Raw genomic sequence first — 25,952 nt, 5'->3', positions numbered from 1 at the left:
ACTTTTGGCCTGTGCCGTGGTGGTCTTCACTTTGCCCATGGTCGCAACTGCGCAGCTGAGTTCCCCTATGGGCGGCGCGATTCCTGCTGGCACGGGCGCAGGAGTGCACAGCCCGAATAGTCCCTTCGCTCCACTGGTAGACCGTGCCGATGTGTTGCCCTGGTCGGTGCTCACCACCATCAAAACCAAGGTGGAAAAAAACCGTGTGCTGCCGGTCTTCCCAAGCACCGTGCAAGCCTTGAACCAAAAGAGCCAGCGCATTCAGGGCTTCATGATGCCGTTGGAGCCTGGCGAAAAGCAAAAGCACTTTTTGCTGAGTTCGGTGCCTTTGACCTGTTCGTTTTGCTTGCCCGGCGGGCCAGAGAGCATGGTGGAAGTCAAAACCAAAACGCCGGTGAAATACTCGATGGAAGCCGTGGTGGTTGAGGGCCAGTTTGCGGTGCTCAATGACGACCCCTATGGCTTGTATTACCGCATCACCGACGGTGTGGCGGTGAAGTAAGACCCACGTCTATCGCACCATGAATCAGATTCACGCAGCGCTAGAGATGCCCGCAGTAGTGCCACAAGGGCAGGCCGCAGGCGATGCTGTGTTGTCTGCAGCGTCACCCACGTTGCCCGCTTGGCTAGAAGCGGGCTTGCAGTCTGGTGCGGAGCACGTGACTATTCTGGCGCAGCGGGCCTACCGGCTGCGCGCCGTGCAGGTGGACGCGCCCTTGCTGGTGGTGCCCCTGTCAGGCGTGAAGCGGCTGGATGTGGACGGCAAGCACGCTGAAGTGGCCTGCGGTGAGTTCGTCATGCTGCACCAAGCGTGCAGCATGGGTGTTGAAAACCTGCCCCCTCCCGGCACCCAGGCTTACCGCGCATGGGTGCTGTCCTTCCCATGGCGGGTGGTAGCGCTGGCGCGGACCTTGGTGGGCGCGCATGGGGCGGACGCGCCGCGCACGGCAGCTCTGGCAAAAGCATTCAGCGCCGGGGACATCACGGCACTTTTGCCCGGCGTGCGGGCTTATCTGGCCGCCATGGCACCTATGGGTGAGGTGCCCAATGCTGCGCAACGCGACCACGCCATGCTGGGCTTGCTGCTGGCACTGGCACGCTGCGGGCATGACCAATTCTTGCATGCACAAGACCCTTCGCTGGCAGCGCGCATTCGCTTGCTGGTGGCCGCAGCCCCCGCACGCAACTGGGCGTCGGGTGATTTTGAGCTGGCCTTGCATGTGAGTGGTGCCACGCTGCGCAGGCGTTTGGCGCAAGAAGAAACTTCTTTGCGCGCTATCTTGCGTGAGACGCGCTTGCAACACGGTTTGGGCTTGCTGCAGTCCAGCCGCAAACCGTTGAAGTCGATTGCCTTGGCCTGCGGCTACCAGTCGGTGGCGAGCTTTAGCAAAGGCTTTGTGGCCCAGTTCGGCGTGGACCCCGGGGCGGTGTCCTTCGCGTGAACTATGGGCTTGCGCCGTGCGTGAGCGTTTCACGCACCGTTTTGAGCGCCTGACCTAGGCGCTTTCTTGGAACATTGAGCTCAACACACAGCGTATCTGCGCTGCCTGTGTCGGCTTAAGAGATCGGCATTTCAGATCTTGTTTGTTACCAGGAGTTTGTATGAAGAAAAGTTTGATTTCCGTTTTGTGCGCAGTAGGTTTTGGCGCAGGTGTGTCAATGAGTGCACATGCCTTGGACTTGAGCAGCACCGATATTGCCAATGGCAAAACGTTGACTTCTGCCCAGGTGTTTGAAGGCTTTGGTTGCACGGGTGGCAATGTGTCCCCCGCCTTGAGCTGGAGCAACGTGCCCGCGGGCACCAAGAGCTTTGCTATCACCGCGTACGACCCTGACGCACCTACCGGCAGCGGCTGGTGGCATTGGACTGCGTATGACCTGCCAGCAGCGCTGCGCAGCTTGCCCAGCGGGGCTGGCAAAGCAGGCGCCTTGCCTGCTGGTGCTAAGCACGGGCGCAATGACTACGGCAGCCAAGAGTTTGGTGGCGCATGCCCACCGCCCGGCGACAAGCCGCACCGTTATATCTTTACGGTGTTTGCCTTAGGTGTCGACAAGCTCGAAGTACCCGCCGACGCCTCTGCAGCCTTGATTGGCTACATGCTGAACGCTAACAAGTTGGGCACTGCCAGCATCACAGCCCGCTTTGGTCGCTAGTCTGCTTGGCCCCCCTTTGCTGGCTACTTGCAGGGGTCTGGTGCGAGGAACGTGCCTATTGGGAGCCGGATGCCGGTTGGCTCAGTGCTGCTAGTTGAGCTTTCAAAGCCGCATTCTCCGCTTGAAGTGTGATGACGGTTTGCTTCAGCCGGGCAATCACACCTTCAGGTGTTTCCGGTTCAGTGCGCTCAACCACGTTGGCGGCGCGCACTTGCCGCGCCGCTTGTTGCAGTTCTTTCTTCCCACCCGCCACGGCGGTGACTTGCGCTTCGAGGGGTAGGGATGCCACAGTTGCTGCGGCGTTGATCGAGATTGCGCCTGATTTGACGGCTGCCACCAGCTCTGGGGCTGCAGATTTTTGAATCTTTTCTATCTGGGTGATGGCGGCGCTGCTGATACGCGCAGCCTTCGCTACCGCTTCTCGGCTACTAAGGTTAGGCACTGGATGGTTTGCCTCTTGTGGTGAGTCTTGCGCTGGTGCTGCGCCAGATGGTTGCGTATCGTCTGTTTTCTCACTAGGTTCCGCACGTGATTTGGACGCCAGTATGTCTTTCTTGCGCAGGGCCAGCACACCGCGTTGAAAGTCGGATACGCTGCGACGCCCCAAGTGCTGGTCAATCATCCAAAGATGCACGTCCTCCAGAGACTTGAACTGCTCGTTTTGGATCGTCCTATAGGGAATACCGTGCCTTGTGCAGATACTGTAGCGATTGTGTCCGTCCACTAAGACGTCACCCCACAGAACCAATGCGTCGCGACAGCCTTCGCTGCGTAGACTGCGCTCCAAAGCTTCGTATTCATCGGGGGTTAAAGGATCTATGTAGGCGAGGAGGTCTTGATTGATGAGGATGGACATGGGACATTCGAGTAAGGCGCACTGGCGCATCCGACGATTCTATTGGTGGAGGTCAGTGGGGTCGTTGATGTCGCTGATTGCGCGCGGCGCGACCGCTTGATTACTTGGGTGTTGGCATCCGGGCCATTTAGGAATGCGAACCCCGCTTCGGTTGCCATCTTTCTCGTTGATTCCCATCTTTTTGGAAATTTTTTCAAAAAGTGCGATCTTTTGTATTTCTTTGAAAAAGAGCGGTATATAATTCAAGGCTTCGCTGATCACAGCGTCTTAAAAGAAGGTAGTTGAAAGACTGCTTGGTTCGTTAAAAATTTACAGCCGATAAGTGTGGGCGTTTGAAGGCGATTGCCAAGTTCTTCGGAACTATGTCTTAACTGACATACAAACGCTCATGAAGTAAAAAAGATGTGAAATTCGTCAAAGAAAATCACGTCGATTCCAATTTATGAGTGGCTCGAGAGAGCAAAAAATTCAAGATCGAACTATAGAGTTTGATCCTGGCTCAGATTGAACGCTGGCGGCATGCCTTACACATGCAAGTCGAACGGCAGCACGGGAGCAATCCTGGTGGCGAGTGGCGAACGGGTGAGTAATATATCGGAACGTGCCCAGTCGTGGGGGATAACGCAGCGAAAGCTGTGCTAATACCGCATACGATCTACGGATGAAAGCGGGGGACTCGCAAGAGCCTCGCGCGATTGGAGCGGCCGATATCAGATTAGCTAGTTGGTGAGGTAAAGGCTCACCAAGGCGACGATCTGTAGCTGGTCTGAGAGGACGACCAGCCACACTGGAACTGAGACACGGTCCAGACTCCTACGGGAGGCAGCAGTGGGGAATTTTGGACAATGGGCGCAAGCCTGATCCAGCAATGCCGCGTGCAGGATGAAGGCCTTCGGGTTGTAAACTGCTTTTGTACGGAACGAAACGGTCTGCCCTAATACGGTGGGCTAATGACGGTACCGTAAGAATAAGCACCGGCTAACTACGTGCCAGCAGCCGCGGTAATACGTAGGGTGCGAGCGTTAATCGGAATTACTGGGCGTAAAGCGTGCGCAGGCGGTTATATAAGACAGATGTGAAATCCCCGGGCTCAACCTGGGACCTGCATTTGTGACTGTATAGCTAGAGTACGGTAGAGGGGGATGGAATTCCGCGTGTAGCAGTGAAATGCGTAGATATGCGGAGGAACACCGATGGCGAAGGCAATCCCCTGGACCTGTACTGACGCTCATGCACGAAAGCGTGGGGAGCAAACAGGATTAGATACCCTGGTAGTCCACGCCCTAAACGATGTCAACTGGTTGTTGGGTCTTCACTGACTCAGTAACGAAGCTAACGCGTGAAGTTGACCGCCTGGGGAGTACGGCCGCAAGGTTGAAACTCAAAGGAATTGACGGGGACCCGCACAAGCGGTGGATGATGTGGTTTAATTCGATGCAACGCGAAAAACCTTACCCACCTTTGACATGTACGGAAGTCGCTAGAGATAGCTTCGTGCTCGAAAGAGAGCCGTAACACAGGTGCTGCATGGCTGTCGTCAGCTCGTGTCGTGAGATGTTGGGTTAAGTCCCGCAACGAGCGCAACCCTTGTCATTAGTTGCTACATTTAGTTGGGCACTCTAATGAGACTGCCGGTGACAAGCCGGAGGAAGGTGGGGATGACGTCAAGTCCTCATGGCCCTTATAGGTGGGGCTACACACGTCATACAATGGCTGGTACAAAGGGTTGCCAACCCGCGAGGGGGAGCTAATCCCATAAAGCCAGTCGTAGTCCGGATCGCAGTCTGCAACTCGACTGCGTGAAGTCGGAATCGCTAGTAATCGTGGATCAGAATGTCACGGTGAATACGTTCCCGGGTCTTGTACACACCGCCCGTCACACCATGGGAGCGGGTTCTGCCAGAAGTAGTTAGCCTAACCGCAAGGAGGGCGATTACCACGGCAGGGTTCGTGACTGGGGTGAAGTCGTAACAAGGTAGCCGTATCGGAAGGTGCGGCTGGATCACCTCCTTTCTGGAAACTGCAATTTAATTTGAACGCTCACACTTATCGGTTGTTGGAAGGTTGTCGCTGAGGACTTAACTTGAACTCATGTTCAGGCTTGGTAAAAAGTGACCGGCTTGGGTCTGTAGCTCAGTTGGTTAGAGCACTGTGTTGATAACGCAGGGGTCGTTGGTTCGAGACCAACCAGACCCACCAATGTCGTTCAAGAGCGTCATCCAACGCCTTCTGGCTAAGATTTTGAATTCCTTGCGGAATTGGGGGTGTAGCTCAGCTGGGAGAGCGGCTGCTTTGCAAGCAGTAGGTAGCGGGTTCGAGTCCTGTCACCTCCACCAATCTTTTAATTTCTTATCTGATTAGTATTAATCAACACCAAAGTTGCTTCGAAAGAGGCTGCTTTGTTGTTGATCGGGATTACCTGATCAATCGGCTGTTCTTTAACAATTTATAGAGTTTAATCAGCGTTGCTAACTTTAAGCTGCGTGAGGAAACTGCACATTCGTAAAGGTTTAGTGCAGACCGTGCCTTGCGTAGTTGTTAGCAACAATTTTTGATTGCGTCAAAATGAATATCAAACTTTGTTTGAAATTCGAAAGTAAGTTAGACGAGTTTTTTACGAAAGTAAGAGGCGGCGTCATTTACGGCATAACGCGATTGGTGAAAGACCAATCAAACATTCCTTGAAAACAACTTTAAATCTCGCAAGAGAAGTCAAAGTTATAGGGTCAAGTGAATAAGAGCACATGGTGGATGCCTTGGCAATGATAGGCGACGAAGGACGTGATAGCCTGCGATAAGCTTCGGGGAGCTGGCAAATTAGCTTTGATCCGGAGATTTCCGAATGGGGAAACCCACCCTTAGGGGTATCGCATACTGAATACATAGGTATGCGAGGCGAACCGGGTGAACTGAAACATCTCAGTAGCTCGAGGAAAAGACATCAACCGAGATTCCGAAAGTAGTGGCGAGCGAAATCGGAGAAGCCTGCAAGTGATAGCACAAGACATAACGGAACAGCCTGGAAATGCTGGCCATAGCGGGTGATAGCCCCGTACGTGAAATGACCTGTGTGGTACTGAGCTTGCGAAAAGTAGGGCGGGACACGAGAAATCCTGTCTGAATATGGGGGGACCATCCTCCAAGGCTAAATACTCATCATTGACCGATAGTGAACTAGTACCGTGAGGGAAAGGCGAAAAGAACCCCGGGAGGGGAGTGAAATAGATCCTGAAACCGTGTGCTTACAAAAAGTAGGAGCCCGCAAGGGTGACTGCGTACCTTTTGTATAATGGGTCAGCGACTTACATTCAGTGGCAAGGTTAACCGAATAGGGAAGCCGTAGAGAAATCGAGTCCGAATAGGGCGAATTAGTCGCTGGGTGTAGACCCGAAACCAAGTGATCTATCCATGGCCAGGATGAAGGTGCCGTAACAGGTACTGGAGGTCCGAACCGACTAGTGTTGCAAAACTAGCGGATGAGCTGTGGATAGGGGTGAAAGGCTAAACAAACTTGGAAATAGCTGGTTCTCTCCGAAAACTATTTAGGTAGTGCCTCAAGTATTACCGTCGGGGGTAGAGCACTGTTTTGGCTAGGGGGTCATGGCGACTTACCAAACCAATGCAAACTCCGAATACCGACGAGTACAGCTTGGGAGACAGAGCACCGGGTGCTAACGTCCGGACTCAAGAGGGAAACAACCCAGACCGCCAGCTAAGGTCCCTAAAATTGGCTAAGTGGGAAACGAAGTGGGAAGGCTAAAACAGTCAGGATGTTGGCTTAGAAGCAGCCATCATTTAAAGAAAGCGTAATAGCTCACTGATCGAGTCGTCCTGCGCGGAAGATGTAACGGGGCTAAGCCAGTTACCGAAGCTGCGGATTTGCAATTTATTGCAAGTGGTAGGAGAGCGTTCTGTAAGCCTGTGAAGGTGCGTTGTAAAGCGTGCTGGAGGTATCAGAAGTGCGAATGCTGACATGAGTAGCGTTAAAGGGGGTGAAAAGCCCCCTCGCCGTAAGCGCAAGGTTTTCTACGCAACGTTCATCGGCGTAGAGTGAGTCGGCCCCTAAGGCGAGGCAGAGATGCGTAGTTGATGGGAAACAGGTCAATATTCCTGTACCGATGTGTAGTGCGATGTGGGGACGGAGAAGGTTAGCTCAGCCAACTGTTGGATATGTTGGTTCAAGCCTGTAGTCGTGCCTGGTAGGTAAATCCGCCGGGCTTAGATGAGGGGTGATAACGAGGCTGCTTGCAGCCGAAGTGAGTGATACCCTGCTTCCAGGAAAAGCCACTAAGCTTCAGCTACACACGACCGTACCGCAAACCGACACTGGTGCGCGAGATGAGTATTCTAAGGCGCTTGAGAGAACTCAGGAGAAGGAACTCGGCAAATTGACACCGTAACTTCGGAAGAAGGTGTGCCTTTAGTAGGTGAAGGGATTTACTCCTGGAGCCCAATGAGGTTGCAAAAAATCGGTGGCTGCGACTGTTTATTAAAAACACAGCACTCTGCAAACACGAAAGTGGACGTATAGGGTGTGACGCCTGCCCGGTGCTGGAAGATTAAATGATGGGGTGCAAGCTCTTGATTGAAGTCCCAGTAAACGGCGGCCGTAACTATAACGGTCCTAAGGTAGCGAAATTCCTTGTCGGGTAAGTTCCGACCTGCACGAATGGCGTAACGATGGCCACACTGTCTCCTCCTGAGACTCAGCGAAGTTGAAATGTTTGTGATGATGCAATCTCCCCGCGGAAAGACGGAAAGACCCCATGAACCTTTACTGTAGCTTTGTATTGGACTTTGAACAGATCTGTGTAGGATAGGTGGGAGGCTTTGAAGTAGGGTCGCTAGATCTTATGGAGCCAACGTTGAAATACCACCCTGGTGTGTTTGAGGTTCTAACCTAGGTCCATTATCTGGATCGGGGACAGTGCATGGTAGGCAGTTTGACTGGGGCGGTCTCCTCCCAAAGCGTAACGGAGGAGTTCGAAGGTACGCTAGTTACGGTCGGACATCGTGACGATAGTGCAATGGCATAAGCGTGCTTAACTGCGAGACTGACAAGTCGAGCAGATGCGAAAGCAGGACATAGTGATCCGGTGGTTCTGTATGGAAGGGCCATCGCTCAACGGATAAAAGGTACTCTGGGGATAACAGGCTGATACCGCCCAAGAGTTCATATCGACGGCGGTGTTTGGCACCTCGATGTCGGCTCATCTCATCCTGGGGCTGTAGCCGGTCCCAAGGGTATGGCTGTTCGCCATTTAAAGAGGTACGTGAGCTGGGTTTAAAACGTCGTGAGACAGTTTGGTCCCTATCTTCCGTGGGCGCTGCAGATTTGAGGAAGCCTGCTCCTAGTACGAGAGGACCGGAGTGGACACACCTCTGGTGTATCGGTTGTCACGCCAGTGGCATTGCCGAGTAGCTAAGTGTGGAAGAGATAACCGCTGAAAGCATCTAAGCGGGAAACTCGTTTCAAGATGAGATCTGCCGGGGCCTTGAGCCCCCTAAAGAGTCGTTCAAGACCAGGACGTTGATAGGTCGGGTGTGGAAGCGCAGTAATGCGTTAAGCTAACCGATACTAATTGCTCGTGCGGCTTGACCCTATAACTTTGATCGTTAGATCAAGGAAGTTATGCCAAGTTGACGCATTCAAAAATCCTGACAGTACGCAAGTACACAGGTTCGTTAAATCGATGAAGCTGATTAGCTCTATAAATTGGTTGTCTTGACTGGTTCATTCCACATCAAGATGACAAAAAGTTATGCCTGACGACCATAGCGAGTTGGTACCACTCCTTCCCATCCCGAACAGGACCGTGAAACGACTCTGCGCCAATGATAGTGCGGATCCCCGTGTGAAAGTAGGACATCGTCAGGCTATTCAACCGAAAACGCCCCCTGTGATCAGGGGGCGTTTTTTTTTGACCAAAAACTCCCATAACGAACTCTCTCCGTACTTCAGCCAGATTGGCTCTTAATGCTACGTACGTCCAGTGGGACTTCCAAATGGTCTCGTACTGTCAGCATGACTACTTCCCACGGATGTGGGTGAACACCTCCGGGAATTGAGGAGGCTCCAAAGTTCGAGTGAATGGAGTCATGAACAAGTAGTCAAACCGATTTAGTCCTGAGGTGCGATGGTAATCCCTTCGATAAACTAACCTACCGAGGTAATCTCACCTCGAAGTCCTTCGGAACGGCGTTGGCAGCTTTGAGTCTTTACTCATTCCCAAGTGCGAACGTCGCTTCGTAGGCTTTGGCGACAAGATCGTGGCCATGTACGCACGCGGCCTGGCGGTGCGCGAGATTCAAGGCTTCCTAGCCGAGTAGTACGTCACGCAAGTCTCGCCGGAGTTCATCAGCTCGGTCACGGACGCTGTGGTGTCCGAGGTGACGACTTTGCAGGCACGCCCTCTGGAGCCCATGCATCCAGTGGTCTTCTTTGACGCCTTGCGGGTGAAGATTCGAGAGGACGCGGTGGTACGGAATAAGGCCATCTACCTGGCCCAGGGCGTGCAGAGGACGGCACGCGCGACATTCTGGGCCTGTGGATTGAGAACACCGAAGGCGCCAATGTCTGGATGAAGGTGTTTAACGATCTCAAAACGCGCGGGGACAACGACATCCTTATTGCCGTTAACCGATAGTCTCAAGGGGATGCAGGAGGCGCTGGGTACCGTGTTCCCGGCCACCACGCTGCAAACTTGCATCGTTCACCTTACCCGCAACAGTCTGGACTATGCCAGTTGGAAGTATCGCAAGGCGCTGTCAGCAGCCATCAAGCCGATCTACACTGCGCCCAGTGCTGAAGAAGTCCTAGTGGAATTGGAGGCGCTTGAGGCAGGTTTATGGGGAGCCAAGTTCCCCACCGTAGCGGCAGCCTGGAGACGCAACTGGGACAAGGTTATTCCGTTCTTCGCCTTCCCGGCACACATCCGGCGGGTGATCTACACCACCAATGCCATTGAGAGTGTGAATGCTCGACTACGCAAAATCATCAAAACAAGGGGGCACTTCCCTTCGGACGATGCGGCCAGCAAACGCATATGGCTGGCCCTGCGCAATATCACTGCCGACTGGAGCCGAGCCAATAGAGATTCGAAAGAAGTGATGAACCAGTTCGCGATCCTCTACCAGGATCGCTTCATCAACAAAGTCTATTACGCTAACATTCGCTTTCACCATCCCGTGGGTAAGCAGTCCCGCCTCACACACAGAAATTCAGACACTCCCCCTGCAATGGGTGCACCGGGTTAACCACGTCAGACTACTCAAACCTATGGAAGCTATACCGTCGGCAGAAGCTGAGGCAAACTATTGGCGATAACTCGAACGGCAGTCCGAGATAGCCACTTCAACTTAAACTAACTTGCCGCCTCCAAAACCGGGGCTGTTCATACTGCCAAGCCAAGCGACTACGCCCGGTCTTTAGGCATGCTAGCTACTTTTGGGGCCACGAAACCCGCCGCCTCCAAAACCGCCCGAACGGCCGCCGCCGCCAAAAGATCTTCCACCACGTCTTGCCCCACGGTCTGCCATCATGTCCACACTTGTGCGAAGCGGGTCTGGTTGACCTTGCGAGGCGCGGGGTGACCGTGTTTCGCCACCATAGGACCCGCTGCTTGACAGTTGGGCGTGGTTGGCACTACCTTGATTGCTCTGGGGTGGGCGATTCCGTTGCGGGCGCGCGGCCTGATCTCCTCTAGTGGAGTTAGCTCCCCCAGCGTGGTTTCCAGCACCGCGAGCACTTGGTGTGTTGCGTCCGTTCGAGTTGGTTGCAGAGCGTCCGCCACCAGAGGTGTTTTTAGTTTCACGCACCCTTTGCAGCATTTCTGTGCGTGCATTGCGCGCGGCTGCCTGCATGACATCCCGGCTCGGCGGCTTGCCTGCGCCGCCCCATATGGTCTGGCGCCCCATTGCAATGGGCTCAGCCTTTTCCCCTGCTTCAGGGCCAAAACCTTCGACCACCCTAACTTCAATAGCTTGTTTGGTGAAGCGTTCGATATCTTTCATGAACCCTTCCTCGTCCAAACACACTAGGTTGACGGCGGCACCGTCAGCGCCAGCACGGCCGGTGCGCCCGATGCGGTGGACGTAGTCCTCGCTGACGTTCGGGATTTCATAGTTAACAACGTGTGGCAGATCATCAATATCAATGCCTCGGGCTGCGATATCCGTCGCCACCAGTGCTCGCACTTCACCACTTTTGAAACCTGAGAGCGCTTGGGTTCTTGCTGATTGGCTTTTGTTTCCATGCAATGCCATGGCACTGATACCGTTTTTTTCAAGGAACTCAGCGACGTTGTTGGCACCAAATTTTGTGCGCGTGAATACTAGGACTTGGCTCCAGTTGTGCTCATTGATGATATGAGCCAGCAGCGCCTTTTTCTTGCCGCGTCCCACAGGATGAATGACTTGCGTGATGCGTTGAACAGTCGTGTTGCGCGGAGTTACTTGCACGCTTTGCGGGTTCTTCAACAGGCCGTTTGCCAATTCGCGGATTTCGTCGCTGAAGGTTGCAGAGAAAAGCAAGCTTTGCTTTTCTTTGGGCACAATAGCCAAGACCTTTTTCACGTCATGAATGAAACCCATATCGAGCATCCGATCTGCTTCGTCTAGAACTAGCATTTGTACCTGTCCTAGATCAAGCATTCCTTGCTGCTGAAGGTCCAACAGTCGTCCAGGTGTCGCGACCAAGATGTCCACCCCTTTTTTTAGTTTGGAAATCTGTGGATTCATGCCCACACCACCAAAGATAACTGTAGAGGTTAGCTGCAAGTACTGACCATAAGTACGTACAGACTCTTCAACCTGTGCTGCTAGTTCTCGCGTTGGGGTTAAAACTAAAGCGCGTATGCCAGTTCCACCAAATTTGTTTTGGGCGCTGCGGCTCATTGAAAGGCGGTGTAGTAGGGGCAAAGTAAATGCGGCAGTCTTGCCTGTGCCAGTTTGCGCGCCTCCGAGCAGATCGTGTCCAGCCAAGACTACAGGAATGGCCTGTGCTTGAATTGCTGTTGGAGTGTCATAGCCTTGCTCACGCACAGCTTTTAGGATGGCTGGAGCCAGATTCAGTTCTTCGAAGTTCATAGTGATGCGCCTTTGCTAGGCGCTTGGCATATCGGCCTGTCCGTATGCGGGTGCATGCGTTCAGTCAAAGGCAGATAGATTCAAAAAGCGGGAAGAAATGTGTTCTCTCTATCCCCAGCAAGTTGCTGTTATCGTGGGCAACTGACGCTCCACAACACGTGTATTGTCGCACGGGAATGCGATTTAGACATAACAGTTTTGTGGCTGTGTGTTTTTTGAATCGGCGCAGCCGTAACAAACTGTCAGTTTTTGAGAACTATTGTCCATAAGAGCGAAAATGCCAGCACGATGAAGAAATTCACCATAAGACGCCTCGGTGTAGCACATGAGCCCGGCCAAACTGTGCCCACACTTCATGCCTGTGTAGAGGCCATACTCGAGCAAAGCGGCGTTCTTGTGGACGACGTCCTAGGCGGATTGCAAGCATTTGTTGCGCCAACCAACACCAAGATCCAAGCCGCCCAGAAGCATCCGCACAGCGAGACAGTCGTTCGGGACTTGTGCATACAGCGTGAGTCGGTAAAGCAAACCTTTGCGACCTCTTTGCGAATGGTTTTGTTTGGTGGTGGGCCAACCCAGACGAGTGACCAACCCTTGGTGCGCTTTGATGACTTCCAGTTTTTGGAAGACGAACAGATTGATGCCAATATTGAACTCGCCTTGGCGCAGCAAGAGGTGATGCTCGCCGTAGATGAAGTGTTGCCCGCGTTGCATGCGTTGGTTAGCACTTTGATGGGATGGGTGACTGTGCGGCCTGCGCTCAATCCGCTGAAGCCTGAGTCGTTTGTCTATGCCTTGCGCGAGACGATGTTGGTACACGTGCCTGAAACGGGTGTTCGTAAAGCTTTGATGGCTCCTGCCGCGACGGTCTTGGGGGCGAGTTTGCGCCAGCTGTACCGCGAGATGTCAGAGTGGCTGCGGTCACAGGGGGTGGAGCCAGCCTTGGTAGGGGCGGGCAAAGGCGACTCAGCGGCAAGAGGAAAGCCAGTCGAAAACACCGTGACACGCACACTGTTGACTTTAGATAGGTTGCGTAAGCTCTTAGCTGGCGATTTGCCCCTTGGGCCAGTCCAGTCGCAGCAGGGTGACTTTAGCCACACGGTACCGGCTTCCGTTGTTGCGCTGGAAGATCTCAAATTGGTGGAGCCAATGATTAAGCGGTTGGCAGATCGTGCCAAGTCAGCGGCTCATGCAAAACCATTGGTGTTGAAAGTTGCGGGTGACGGAACACCATTTAAGCGACCTTCTGCCTCAAAGAAGTATTTGGGGCGGCAGCTTGGTGAAGAGGTGGTGCGGCTGATGCTAGAGAGCTTGATGGGTGACCGGCGCCTTCTTGCAGAGGTTCGCCAAGGTCTTCAGAGCATGGAGCCATTGCTGATTCAGCTTTCCCATACAGACGCTCGTTTCTTTAGTGATCGCCAGCATCCAGCGCGTCAACTATTGGAGAAAATAACCCATCGTAGCTTGGCCTATAGCAGTCCAGAAGAGCCGGGGTTCCTCTCATTTTTGGGGGATTTCCATAAGGGGGTTGAGCTGCTTAAGGCCGGCAACGCAGACGCAGACGCATTTGCGCAGGTTTTGGCCGATTTGGAGCAAGCATGGGCCTATGAAGAAACTGCTCAAAGACGACGCGCCCAAGAGGCTGCTAGAGGCTTGGTACATGCCGAGCAGCGCAATCTCTTAGCAGAGCGCTTAGCGCAAGAATTCTTGGTGCGCCTCAAGCAAACCAGTGTCCCCAAATGCGTATCTGCCTTTTTGCTGGGACCGTGGGCACAAGTGGTTGCTGAGTCACAGTTGCGCTGCGTGGATGGCACCATTGACTCCGATGGTTACTACGCCTTGGTAGATGATCTGATGTGGAGCGCTCGATTGCGATTGGTTAGGAAAAATCGTGCCCGCTTAGTGCAAATTGTGCCGGCTATGTTGGTCAAGCTGCGCCAAGGGCTGGGTGTGATCGCTTATCCTCAGGATCGAATAGAAGCTTTTTTTGATGAGCTGATCTCTTTGCATGAGCAAGCGTTCGATACTGCAAAACCGACGCAAACTGAAGACCTCTCACTAGAAGCTGATGCTGATCAGGGTGATGCGGTTGATACATTGGCTCAAGCTGCGCCTAGCTTCTGGATTTCTGAGCCTGAAGCCGCTGAGACCAGTCTGTTGGACGAAGCGTATGCAATCGCCCCTGACCAGCTAGACCAACCCGAAATACCTGATCCTGAAGAAGCTCAGACGTGGACGGTTGATACGTTGGTTGTTGGTACTTGGGTTGATCTCGCACTGGCTGGCCAGTGGGTGCGCGCCCAAATGACCTGGGTGAGCCCCCACCGAACGTTGTTTATGTTTATCTCCGGTGGTGAGTTGGCGCATTCGATGTCACTGCGTACTTTGACACGACTGCGCAGTTTTGGCCTGGTTCGACTCGTTTCTGATGGGCGGGTGATGGACAACGCCCTAGATTCAGTCGCCCAAATTGCTCTGCGCAATGATGCTGATAAACGGCCAGAGCGGCGATAAATCTAAAGTGTGAAATTGGAACCTTGGGCGGAGCAGTCGATAATGCTGCTTTTACACCCAAAAAAACTGTATCGCAATGGCCCAATACGTATTCACTATGAACCGCGTCGGCAAGATAGTGCCGCCTAAGCGTCATATTCTTAAAGACATTTCGCTTAGCTTTTTTCCAGGTGCCAAGATTGGTGTTCTAGGAACCAATGGATCTGGTAAATCTACTTTGCTCAAGATCATGGCAGGGTTAGACAAAGACATTGAAGGCGAGGCGATGCCTATGCCCGGCCTCAATATCGGCTACCTGCCTCAGGAGCCCAAGCTCGACCCCACCCAAACTGTGCGTGAAAGTGTCGAGGCAGGAATGGGAAAAGTGTTTGCTGCAAAGGCCCGATTGGAAGAGGTGTACACCGCTTACGGCGCAGAAGACGCTGACTTTGACGCTTTGGCAGTGGAGCAAGCTGAGTTAGAGGCCATCATTGCAACCGCCGGAACCGACTCTGAGCATCAGCTTGAAATAGCGGCGGATGCTTTGCGGCTGCCTCCTTGGGACGCTAACATTGGTGTGTTGTCTGGCGGAGAAAAGCGACGCGTCGCACTGTGCCGCTTACTTTTGTCTAAGCCCGATATGCTGTTGCTTGACGAGCCCACCAACCACTTGGACGCCGAATCCGTAGATTGGTTAGAACAGTTTTTGCAACGTTATTCTGGAACGGTCGTTGCCATCACGCATGATCGCTACTTCTTAGACAATGCTGCTGAGTGGATTCTGGAGTTGGACCGTGGGTCTGGTATTCCCTATAAAGGGAACTACAGCGATTGGTTGACCCAAAAGGGCGCGCGCTTGGAAGCTGAGCAAAAGGGTGAAGAAGCTCGTGCCAAAGCCTTGAAGAAAGAGCTGGAATGGTCACGGCAGAACCCTAAAGCACGACAAGCCAAGAGTAAGGCCCGTTTGGCTCGCTTCGAAGAATTGAGCGACTTCGAATATCAAAAGCGTAACGAAACCAATGAAATATTCATCCCCGTGGCAGACCGCTTGGGCCATGAAGTCATTGAGTTCACCAACGTGACCAAATCATTTGGCGATCGGGTGTTGATAGATAACCTGAGTTTCAAGATCCCGGCGGGCGCGATTGTGGGCATTATTGGCCCTAACGGCGCGGGCAAATCGACCTTGTTTAAACTGATTGCTGGGCGTGAGCAAGCGGACTCGGGTACCGTCAAAATCGGCCAAACGGTGAAGATGGCGTTTGTGGATCAACACCGCGATGATTTGTCCAACGATAAGACCGTTTGGGAAGATGTGTCTGGTGGACTTGACATCCTTAATGTTGGCAAGTTTCAAATGGCCAGCCGCGCCTACTGTGGTCGGTTTAACTTCAACGGTGCTGACCAGCAGAAGAAGGTCGGAATGTTGTCCGGTGGTGAGCGCGGACGCTTGCACTTGGCAAAAACACTGATCGCAGGCGGCAACGTGCTGATGTTGGATGAGCCGTCCAACGATTTGGACGTTGAAACACTTCGCGCCTTGGAAGACGCCTTGCTAGAGTTCGCCGGTACCATGTTGGTGATTAGCCATGACCGTTGGTTCTTGGATCGTATTGCTACCCATATCTTGGCTGCCGAGGGCGAAAGCCAGTGGACTTTCTTCGACGGTAACTACCAAGAGTACGAAGCAGACAAGAAGAAGCGTTTGGGTGAAGAAGGTGCCAAGCCGAAGCGCATGCGTTACAAGGCCCTGAAGTAAAGCGTATAGCGGAGACATATGCAAGCCAGCGAGCCAGTTAGCGGCGTCCATTCTGAGTTGTACAAAGCCACCATTGACGAAGCGCTGGCCAGCAGTGGCCCGCTCATGGGGCGTTTGGTGGCAGCGGTGGTTCGCATGTTTTACAGCCGCGAACTCACGGCCCGGACGGTGCATGAACGGGACTCGCTGATCGTTGCCAGCAAGCTTCTCCAAAGCAAGGAGGCCGATTTACGCGCTTTGTTTACCAAGTCACTTCGCGCCGCCATTGAGGCACCGCAAGAAGTAAAAAAAGGCAATCAGCTCAATATGGCCGAAATGCATTTCGACCAATTAGAGTTGATGGACGAAAACCAGGTCATTGCCAGTGTCGTGATGGCAAGGGCGCAACAGACTATTCTTTTGGCGGCGGAAGCGGCGCTGACTGAGCTGACCGCGTTGATCTGCAGCACCTTAGGTTTGAAAACCGTGCGCCCTGATAGCAACCCGTTGCGGACGCAGGTTTACGTCACTGCTCTGCAAAACACGGTGGAGCTTGTTGGGGTGCCCGAGGGTGCCAGACGGGAGTGGATGGGCGCAATGAGTGAAGCCCTTGGCCCTGAGCTTCGGCAGTTGTATGCAATGTGGACGGAGCAACTCAGACGCCAAGGCGTTGAGGCGGCGGCTTATGTGGTTCTCCCCAAATTTGTAGACGCCAACGCCGGAGTTGGTAGGCCCGGTAGCGTCGCCGCAGACAATTTGCGATCTGATCTTGCAAAAGCGCCATTGCCAGCGACTGGCGCGACCCCGCGACCTATCCAGAGTTTGTCAAGCGTTGCGGGGCAACTCCCGGGATTGCCCGAGTTGCCGCCGGTACCTGCGGGTCCGATGGCTCAGGCTCAACAGCCTAACAGCACCGTCGACACTGAGAAGCTGCTCACCCTTGACAAGCTGCGCCGTTTGTTGGCCGGAGAGTTGGATACACCTGTAGCGGGCAACCGCATTGAAGACTTTGCCCGCCAGTTTGCCCGCGAGTTTGAGGGCGATGCAAATCAGCCCTTGCCCCCCATTACCGACTTTGACGGCACTGTCCCCGCGGCTCTTGAGGCGCTGACTGAGATGAAGCAAGTTGATCGCATGGTCAACGCACTCCAAAAGCGCCGTGGGCAAACCCAAAGTGTAGATGGCCTCGGTGGTGCATCGGTAGGCGCGGTACGGCAAGCTTTACGGGAACAAGCCTCGGGTTTGGCGCAAGTATTGAGCCTAGAAGTCGTCACTTTAATGGTCGACAATATGGCGCGCAACGCTCAGTTGCTAGAGCCCGTGCAAGCCTTGATAGCCAGCTTAGAACCCGCTCTATTGCGTTTAGCCTTGGTCGATCCGCGATTTTTTACCGATAAGCAGCATCCAGCGCGAGCTTTGTTGCAAGAGCTCACGCATCGCAGCATCGCGTACGAATCAAGTTCAGTGGCAGGCTTTCCTGAGTTTCTTGAGCAGCTCAAACAAGCAGTAGTCCCCCTCAATGCACTGCGCATTGACGACGCAGAACCCTTTGAGGCGGCCCTTCAGCAGCTGCGCGGCGTATGGATGCGCAGCGCGCAACAGAAGGAACAGGCGCGTGCCGAATCAGTGCGAGTGCTTCAGCATGCTGAGCAACGCAACCTATTGGCAGAAAAAATTGCCCGAAAGATTGAAGCACATCCAGACTCGGCCAGTGTGCCCGAGGTGGTCATTGAATTCTTGTGCGGGCCATGGGCCCAAGTTGTTGCACAGGCCCGCATTGTGGGCGGTGACGCTGCGGGTTCTGCGGACAAGTATCAAGCCCTGATTTCTGCCATGTTGTGGAGTGCCCACCCTGAGTTGGCCCGTAAGAACATTGGCAAGCTCACGCGCTTAGTGCCCCTGTTGTTGTCTACTGTGCGCGAAGGGTTGGAGACCATTCGTTATCCGGCAACAAAAACCGGAGCATTTTTGGAAGCCTTGATGGGTTTGCATCAGTTGGCGTTTAGTGCAACTGCAGCGTCCAACAAAGTGCCGGAATCGACGCAAGCCAACGACGTACCGTTGCCGGTATTGCCTCGCGTGAGCAATTTGTCGCGTTTGGTGGAGGAGGGGGATCCGTGGATTGCGCCCGAAGAGGCAAAAACTTCGAACTTCATGGAACTCCCTGATTTGCTCAAGACCAGCGCGCAAACCGCGCCAAGTGTTTTGGCAACGCAAATCCCAATCTCAGAAGAGCTCGTTGATGCGCTGCCCTTGGGCTCGTGGGTAGAGCTGCTAAGTGATGACAAATGGGTGCGCACGCAACTGACTTGGGCCAGTCCGCACGGAACGCTTTTCTTGTTCACCAGTGCTTTGGGCAACAGCCAGTCCATGACGCGACGCTCCCGCGACAAACTGCTTGCGGCGGGTAGTTTGCGCATCGTGACCGGACAAACCGTGGTCGACGGTGCTTTGGATGCTGTGGCGCAAATTGCAATGCGCAACAGCGTTGACACTACGTATTGAGCAGCTTTTGGCGCACGAGCTCTACGTGGTTACGTAGGGAATAGAGTTCGTCGGCATAGGACAAGGGAACAATGACCTTTTCTACGCGACCCTCCAGTATCTTCAGTTCGTCCAAGAGTGCATCTTTTTGCTGGCCCGCTTCGGCGCGCTCCTCAATATCGCGCAACTGTGCATACCAACGGAACACCCGTGAACGTACCCTAAAGGCGTACAGCGGCGGGGCAATTTTTCCAAGCGGTAGCAAGACGGCCACGATGATGCCGAGGGCGAGCCACATGCGTTCCACCAAATTAGCCCAAGAGAATGGCAAATAGCGTTGCAACGTAGGCACACCCGCCCGTAAGGTGCGCTCTGCTTCGGGGGCCAGCGGGTAATCTGTTTCGGTAGCCTTCGGAAAGTCGCGCGCACGGTTAAACCAACCTGCCCCCCCATGCAGGCTCAGCGTGGCCTGTGACACCAATTGAAGCAGTGCGGGATGCACCTCCTCACTGGCCAGCAGCGTCGTGGTGGTGGCGATCATGCGCACATCTTCTTTGGGTAGATTGCGCGCCAGGTCCACCACCCCTCGGGGCAACACGACGGGCGTCAAGTAGGGCAATCTGCGAGAGTAGGCCTCGTTTTGGCTAAAGTCTAAGAGGCGGATGCCTGGCGTTTGCAACAGCATTTGAACCAAAGGGGCCTCGGGTGCAGAGGCAAACACCAAAGCGTCTAGCTTGCCATTGAGCAGGTCCATGGTCGCTGGTGTGGGCTCCAATTGAGACAGCCTAACCGATGACATGTCCACATGGTTCATCTCCAGCAGTGCTTTCATCATGAGGGGAACCCCACTGCCCGGCGCTCCAACATTGATGCGCATGTGGCGCAATTGGGCCAATTGCGTCAGTTGGCCAGAAGCCGATACCCGCCGGGCTGCAGCGTCTCGGTAGAAAAGCCAAACAGGCTCCACAAACAAGCTGCCGAGTGACAGCAATGCATCCTCCCCATCCGGGTTGGGGCTTACGCTGCCGCCCTGCACAAACCCCAAGTCGGCCTGGCCGCTTCTTAGCAACTCCCAGTTGGCGGACGAGCCTTCTGAGGGCAGCAGTACAACTTCGATGCCATTGGCCTGTAGTTTCTTTGCGTACCGAGCACCAAACTCTGCATACGCACTCTGGCTGGGGCCTGTAGCCAAGGTGATGCGTTTGGGGGGAGTGGGGTTGAGCCACCAAAAGGCCAACCAAAGCAGCGCCACTGCAGCGATCACCAAGGGACTGGCAGAGGTGAGTAAGTCACGTACCGACAAGAGGAATGATTTGATTGACTTTGGCATCTTGCGGAGTGTGTTTTTGTGAAAACTGCCTTTTGCGCTTATCCATAAAGCGTAGCCTGCTATCAATTAAGAAGCGTGCGTTTGCTGCACGCAGTGCGCAGCGCAGATGGTTCCCCTAGTGAACTGTGACATAGCTTTGTACTACTTGCTGCGTGGCTGGCACCCGCAGTGCCAACTTGGGCGAAAAAACAGCTTTCCATACGGGTGGAATTTTGTCATGATGAATCTGCCGTTCCTACCCAGTCTTTGAGGCATCCAATGAGGGGGCAATCATTTTGCGCATCGTTCGCCTAAGCGTGTGTCTGTGTTTGCTTGTGCCTTGGTGCGCCGTAGCGCAGTCGCTGGAAGGGTCGCGCGCGTGGGGCGACGCAGAGGTCACCGCACTATGGTTTGGGCTTGTGCCTGTGTTGATTGTGTCCCTCGGCATTGGCCTGCACTGGTTTTGGGCAAAGTACACGCAGCGATTAAGTACCTTGACGCAATTCGGTGCGTTTCCCTTGTGGCTGGCCTGTCTGGTGCTCGCCATAGGGTTGGGTCTGACCTACGCGCAGGTGCAGCGCATGCAAACGCTGCTGTATACCGATGCTTGGTTGCGCTTTCAGCAGCAAACTGAGCGCATTGAGTCAGATATTCAAACTCGGTTTGAAAAGGTGTTGTTCCTTTTGCGTGGATTGCGCGGCGCGTTGTTGGTGCACCCGCAGATGTCGCGCGCGGATTTGCGCGACTGGATCCAATCTCGGGATCTTGATGCGGAGATCCCGGGTGCCGTGGGCATCAGCATAGTGGACAAGGTCCTTCGCAGCGACCTCAGTGCCTATGTGCAGAAGCAACGTAAAGACCAAATGCCCAGCTTCACGGTGCGCACGGTGGGTGAGGCTGCTGAGCTGTTCGTTGTGAGAGCGATTGAACCGCTTGAGCGCAATCGCGCTGCCTTGGGTTATGACGTGGGCTCAGAGCTTACACGTCGTAGCGCTGCACAAAGAGCCATGCTAGAAGGCACTGCGGCGTTGACCGGGCGCATCACCTTGCTGCAAGACCGCCTACAAACCTCAGGATTCATTTACTTTTTGCCGGTATACAACGAGCCCACGATTCCTGCTTCGCCACAAGCGAGGCGAAAAGCGCTGCGTACCTGGGTCAATGCGCCCATCGTGCTGTCGGACCTACTTGCGCCAACGAGAGAACTGGCGCAGGGGCTCACAGGGTTTCAGCTGTTTGATGACACGGCCATCTCTAGCAGCCGACTTGTCTATGACAGCCAGCATGACGATGGGATGTCGGGAGTGGTAGACGTAGACCAATCAGCGCGTGCGGCCATGTTTGCTACCGATCGGCCTATCCTGATTGGTGGGCAGGTGTTTGTTTTTAGGGCCTACACCAGTGAGGCATTTGAGCGCGGCGTGGACTTGTCTCAGTTATCGCGTCTGGCGATAGCTGGCTCGTTGTTAAGCCTGGCAATGAGCGTGGTGACATGGTTGCTTTTGGTCGGCCGTGCGCGCTCGCATGCCTTGGCAAGGAACATGACGCAAGACTTGGCGCGCCTATCGTTGGTGGCCCAACGTACTTCTAGCGCTGTTTTGTTTACGGACGCCCAGCAGCGCATCGTGTGGGTCAATGCGGGCTTCACCCGGCTTACCGGCTACAGCTTTGAAGAGGCTCTTGGGCAGCACCCCCGGTTTTTGTTGCATAGCGCGCAAGAGAGCGCGGAGGTGCGGGCCTCCATTGAAAAAGCACTTAACGATGGCTTAGACGCGAAAGAGTTGCTGCTCAACCGCGCAAAAGATGGCCACGACTATTGGGTGAATGTCGAAATACAAACGCTGCGCGACCCCAGTGGTGCCATTTCTGGCTACATGGCTATTCACACCAATGTGACTGAGCAGATTGAGGCTAGCGAAGCCCTTGCCCAAGAGAAGCAGCGCGCGGATCGCATTTTGGAAGGTACCAACGTCGGCACCTGGGAGCTCAATTGCCAGACGGGCGAGAGCCGGGTCAACGAGCGTTGGAGCGGTATGCTGGGGTTCGCGTTGGAACACGTGGCGCACGACACGTCCGGCTTTTGGGCTCGGCACGTCCACCCGGACGACTTGGTGCGCTCTAACAACGCGCTCAATAACTGCATTTCGGGCAGCCAAGACGACTACGCGTGTGAACTTCGCATTCAGCACAAAAACGGTCAGTGGCTGTGGGTGCTGAGCCGGGGCAAAGTGCTGTCGCGCTTGCCTGATGGAAAAGCCGAGTGGATTGCCGGCATCCATATGGACATTAGTGAGTCCAAAAAAACCGAAGCCGCTTTGCGCGACATGGAGTCCTTTTTAGACCGCGCAGGTCGGTCCGCAGGTTTAGGTGCCTGGCAAAGCGACATGCATTTTGACGAGATTGTGTGGAGCGCGCACACCTGTGATATCCACGGTCAAGAGCCAGGCTACCGGCCTACGTTAGACCAAATGCTTAGCTACTACCCATTGGATGCAAAAAATCAGCTGCGCAATGCTATGGACCAATCGGTCAACACCGGTGTTGGCTGGGATCTGACCTTGCCCTTTACCTCGGCACAAGGCACCGAGAAGTGGGTACGTATGGTAGGCGAGGTTGAATTTGACGACAGTGGACCTGTGCGCTGGGTGGGCGCGTTTCAAGACGTTACGCAGGCACAGCAAGCACGCTTAGACGCGGAGCGCAGCGAAAGCCTCTTGCGCGGTGCCATTGATGTGATCAATGAAGCGTTTGTCTTGTACGACCCGCAAGACCGCTTGGTGTTTTGCAATGAAAAGTACCGCCGCCTCTACAGTCAATCAGCCGATCTGATTGTTCCTGGAGCCACGTTTGAGAGCATTGTGCGTGGGGGAGCCGAGCGCGGCCAGTACCCAGCCGCTCTTGGGGATATAGACGCTTGGGTTGCCGAGCGCGTTGCCATTCACCGTGCGGGAGATACTGAGCTAGAGCAGCGCTTGGACGATGGCCGCTGGGTACGGGTGGTGGAGCGCAGGATGGCAGACGGGCATATCGTGGGCTTTAGAGTGGACATGACCGCACTCAAAAACTCGACCGAACAGGCCCAAGAGGCCAGTGCCCGCTTGGCCGACACGGCGGCCGCCTTGCAGTCGGTGTTGGATTCAGCGGTCAATGTCGCTATTTTTGCCACCGACCTTGACCGCATTGTCACGGTGTTTAATCAAGGTGCCCAGCGCATGCTGGGCTACAACCCAGAAGAGTTGATTGGAGTAACAGGCCTCAGGGATTTGGTCGATACAGGGCAGTTGTCGCAAGTGAACCAAGCGCTTCGGGCAACTTTGGGGCGGCAACCGCTGACTGCGGAACTGTTTGACTATGTCTGCCAAACCGCTGAGCAAACCCCTTGGACACTGGTGCGCAAGGACGGCAGCAAGTTCCTGTCATCACTGACCGTGTCACCAATGGTTAATGGCGCGGGGGTACAGGTTGGCTACCTTGGCATCGCCTACGACATGTCGCGGCAAAAAGAACACGAAGCGTCTTTGCAACTGGCGATGGCCCAGGCCCAAGAGTCCAGCATCGCCAAGAGCCAGTTTTTGGCCAATATGAGCCATGAAATTCGCACGCCCATGAATGCGATTTTGGGCATGCTGAAGCTTTTGTCAGCCACAGCCTTGTCCGAACGGCAGCGCGACTACACAGCCAAGACTGAAGGGGCTGCTCGGTCCTTGCTCGGGTTGCTCAACGATATCTTGGATTTCTCAAAGGTAGAAGCCGGAAAGATGCAGCTTGAGCTTCATTCATTTGAGCTAAACCATCTCATGGCGGATTTGTCGGTCATTTTGTCTGCCAACCTTGGGGCCAAAAACGTTGACATCGTGTTTGAGATCGACCCCCGTATACCCAGTTCACTCGTGGGCGATGCGCTGCGGTTGAAGCAAATACTGATCAATTTGGCTGGCAATGCAGTCAAGTTCACCGAGCAAGGGCAGGTGCTGATTGCGTGGCGACTGGTTGCTCAAAAAGACGCCCAAGTGGTCATCGATGTGTCTGTGAGCGACTCTGGCATTGGTATAGCGCCTGAAAACCAAGCACGTATTTTTGAAGGGTTCTCGCAAGCCGAGGCGAGCACCACCCGGCGTTTTGGGGGAACAGGCTTGGGTTTGGCCATTTGCACGCGCTTAGTGGGGCTCATGGGGGGCAAACTCTCTTTGCAAAGCACCTTGGGCGAAGGCAGCACCTTCAGTTTTCAGATTGAGCTAGCCATCCCACCCAGCGACCTGGCGCATGCGCTGATGGTGGATACAGAGCCAGCGAGCCCGACCAACGCCCGCCCCCCACGTCGCCATGTGCTGTTGGTTGATGACAACCTGGTTGTGTTGCGCGCCTGTACTGCAGCGATGCAAGCGCTGGGATGGGAGGTCGCGCATGCATCCACCGGAGAGGCCGGCGTAGAGGCCCTTCGTGCAGCCTTGGCGCAAGCCCGAGGTGCGGACGATTCTGTCTTCGATGCCATTTTTGTGGACTGGCAAATGCCGGAGCTCGACGGGTGGCAAACCCTTCGCCGCATGCGGCGCGAATACGGGCAGCGACCATTGCCCAAGTTTGTCATGCTGAGCGGCCAGGGCCGAGAACTGCTGGCGCAACGCAGCCAGCGCGAGCAAGAGCTTATTGATGCTTTTTTGGTCAAGCCTTTGACTGGCACTATGTTTGCCGGCGTGTTTGCCTCAGCGACTGGGGGGGTAATTGCCAATCCGTATGAAGTCGCTGGCGCTGGTGAAGCCTTGCCCTTGGCTGGCCTTCGCTTGCTGGTGGTAGAAGACAATTTGATCAACCAGCAAGTCGCGCAAGAGTTGCTGGCTGCCCAAGGCGCCGCAGTCAGTTTGGCGGGCAACGGGCGCCTAGGGGTGGACGCTATCGCGAGCGCGCAACCCATGTTCGATCTGGTTTTGATGGACTTGCAAATGCCGGAAATGGATGGCTTGAGTGCCGCCCGCTATATCCGCAACGAATTGCAGATGGCTGACTTGCCCATCATCGCCATGACCGCAAACGCCATGAGCTCTGACCGAGAGGCCTGTTTAGCGGCCGGCATGAATGACCATGTGGGCAAGCCGTTTGACTTAACCGACTTGGTGGCTACTGTGCTGCGCTACTCCCGCCGCAGGCCAGACACCGGGCCCGCCCACACAGTCGCTGGCGGGAGCACGTCTTCCAGCGCCCACGACGAAGTCGCGGCCATAGACTGGCCTGAGGGCTTTGATGGCCTGCGTGCAGTGCAACGCATGGGCGGCAAGCTGTCGCTATACAGCCGAACCCTGCAGGCCTTTTGGCAAGATGCGCAAACACTAGGCACCCGATTAGAGGTGGCTTACCTAGCGGGTGATGGGGGGGCCGTTCAGCGGGAGGCGCATGCGTTCAAAGGCTTGGCACGCACGGTCGGTTTGCCTGCATTGGCAGATGGCGCAGCGCAGCTAGAAACGCTTGCAAAGCAGGGGGAAGTTGATTCCCAGCTTCGCGAAGCTGCAAACCAGCTGGTTGCGCAAGTTTCACAACACGCACCCATGATAGGGCGTGTGTTGGCAAAGTTACAGCAGCTACTCGCATCTCAAGAAGCACTGAGTAGGCCTGGGCCTAGCGATGCGGATCTGCAGCAGCTATACCAAGCGTTGCAGGACGACGACATGGCTGCTATGGAACTTCATGCACAGATGCGCCAAGCCAGCGACGCCACCCTAGACGCTCGGATGATGGTGCTTGACACCGCCATGGCAGATCTCGATTTTCCTGCGGCGGCGGCGGCCTGCAAACTCTTGCTGGACGAACTGCGCACTTAACCCAATAATGCGTAAACA

Annotated in this window: 11 protein-coding genes, 2 tRNA genes, 3 rRNA genes and 1 pseudogene; 13 read left to right on the top strand and 4 right to left on the bottom strand. The window is 54.7% G+C overall.

Features of this window, described 5'->3' with window-relative positions:
• The first annotated feature begins 37 nt into the window (after positions 1-37).
• The 3 genes from EXZ61_RS13765 to EXZ61_RS13755 all read left to right on the top strand — a co-directional run bounded on the left by EXZ61_RS13765 (position 38) and on the right by EXZ61_RS13755 (position 2,154).
• A complete protein-coding gene (locus EXZ61_RS13765) occupies positions 38-502 on the top strand; it encodes a DUF3299 domain-containing protein (protein WP_237219189.1) in 465 nt (154 codons plus the stop codon).
• Between the two features lie 19 nt (positions 503-521).
• A complete protein-coding gene (locus EXZ61_RS13760) occupies positions 522-1,442 on the top strand; it encodes a helix-turn-helix transcriptional regulator (RefSeq protein ID WP_142812304.1) in 921 nt (306 codons plus the stop codon).
• A 160-nt stretch (positions 1,443-1,602) separates the two neighbouring features.
• Positions 1,603-2,154, top strand: coding sequence for a YbhB/YbcL family Raf kinase inhibitor-like protein (locus EXZ61_RS13755; RefSeq protein ID WP_142812303.1), 552 nt, complete (start codon positions 1,603-1,605; stop codon positions 2,152-2,154).
• A gap of 55 nt (positions 2,155-2,209) precedes the next feature.
• Here EXZ61_RS13755 and EXZ61_RS13750 read toward each other — a convergent pair whose 3' ends face one another.
• Positions 2,210-3,010 (bottom strand): ParB N-terminal domain-containing protein, encoded by an 801-nt coding sequence (locus tag EXZ61_RS13750; RefSeq protein WP_142812302.1) that lies wholly within the window; start codon positions 3,008-3,010, stop codon positions 2,210-2,212.
• 39 nt (positions 3,011-3,049) lie between these two features.
• Positions 3,050-3,271 carry a hypothetical protein gene (locus tag EXZ61_RS13745; RefSeq protein ID WP_142812301.1) on the bottom strand — a complete coding sequence of 74 codons (222 nt, stop codon included), beginning with the start codon at positions 3,269-3,271 and terminating at the stop codon, positions 3,050-3,052.
• A 215-nt stretch (positions 3,272-3,486) separates the two neighbouring features.
• Here EXZ61_RS13745 and EXZ61_RS13740 point away from each other — a divergent pair.
• The 6 genes and pseudogenes from EXZ61_RS13740 to EXZ61_RS13715 all read left to right on the top strand — a co-directional run.
• Positions 3,487-5,023 (top strand): 16S ribosomal RNA (locus tag EXZ61_RS13740).
• A gap of 109 nt (positions 5,024-5,132) precedes the next feature.
• A tRNA-Ile gene (locus EXZ61_RS13735) sits at positions 5,133-5,209 on the top strand.
• Positions 5,210-5,270: 61 nt separating this feature from the next.
• Positions 5,271-5,346 (top strand) — tRNA-Ala (locus tag EXZ61_RS13730).
• Between the two features lie 388 nt (positions 5,347-5,734).
• Positions 5,735-8,613: ribosomal RNA gene (locus EXZ61_RS13725) — 23S ribosomal RNA — on the top strand.
• A 162-nt stretch (positions 8,614-8,775) separates the two neighbouring features.
• Positions 8,776-8,888: ribosomal RNA gene (rrf, locus tag EXZ61_RS13720) — 5S ribosomal RNA — on the top strand.
• Together the 16S, 23S and 5S rRNA genes with 2 tRNA genes alongside form the textbook arrangement of a ribosomal RNA operon.
• A 302-nt stretch (positions 8,889-9,190) precedes the next feature.
• Positions 9,191-10,159, top strand: a pseudogene (locus EXZ61_RS13715) (IS256 family transposase); the annotation flags it as partial.
• Positions 10,160-10,447: 288 nt separating this feature from the next.
• On the opposite strand, the gene EXZ61_RS13710 reads toward EXZ61_RS13715, so the two are convergent.
• A complete protein-coding gene (locus EXZ61_RS13710; RefSeq protein ID WP_142812300.1) occupies positions 10,448-12,097 on the bottom strand; it encodes a DEAD/DEAH box helicase in 1,650 nt (549 codons plus the stop codon).
• Positions 12,098-12,439: 342 nt separating this feature from the next.
• Here EXZ61_RS13710 and EXZ61_RS13705 point away from each other — a divergent pair, with 342 nt between their 5' ends.
• The 3 genes from EXZ61_RS13705 to EXZ61_RS13695 all read left to right on the top strand — a co-directional run bounded on the left by EXZ61_RS13705 (position 12,440) and on the right by EXZ61_RS13695 (position 18,833).
• Entirely contained in the window at positions 12,440-14,611 is a 2,172-nt protein-coding gene (locus tag EXZ61_RS13705; RefSeq protein WP_168224767.1) for a DUF1631 family protein, read from the top strand.
• Positions 14,612-14,687: 76 nt separating this feature from the next.
• Positions 14,688-16,349, top strand: coding sequence for an energy-dependent translational throttle protein EttA (ettA, locus tag EXZ61_RS13700; RefSeq protein ID WP_142812298.1), 1,662 nt, complete (start codon positions 14,688-14,690; stop codon positions 16,347-16,349).
• 18 nt (positions 16,350-16,367) lie between these two features.
• On the top strand, positions 16,368-18,833 hold the full coding sequence (locus EXZ61_RS13695; protein ID WP_142812297.1) for a DUF1631 family protein: 2,466 nt from the start codon (positions 16,368-16,370) through the stop codon (positions 18,831-18,833).
• On the opposite strand, the gene EXZ61_RS13690 is transcribed toward EXZ61_RS13695, so the two are convergent.
• Complete coding sequence (locus EXZ61_RS13690; protein WP_142812296.1) at positions 18,823-20,142, bottom strand: TAXI family TRAP transporter solute-binding subunit; 1,320 nt, start codon at positions 20,140-20,142, stop codon at positions 18,823-18,825. The genes EXZ61_RS13695 and EXZ61_RS13690 overlap by 11 nt on opposite strands.
• Positions 20,143-20,417: 275 nt before the next feature.
• On the opposite strand from EXZ61_RS13690, the gene EXZ61_RS13685 reads away from it, so the two are divergent.
• Entirely contained in the window at positions 20,418-25,934 is a 5,517-nt protein-coding gene (locus EXZ61_RS13685; RefSeq protein ID WP_142812295.1) for a PAS domain S-box protein, read from the top strand.
• Positions 25,935-25,952 lie beyond the last annotated feature (18 nt).

The organism is Rhodoferax aquaticus (assembly GCF_006974105.1).
GTDB classification, from domain to species: domain Bacteria; phylum Pseudomonadota; class Gammaproteobacteria; order Burkholderiales; family Burkholderiaceae_C; genus Allorhodoferax; species Allorhodoferax aquaticus_A.
The sequence above is the reverse complement of the archived record's forward strand: the minus strand, read 5'-3'. Positions and strand labels throughout refer to the sequence as shown.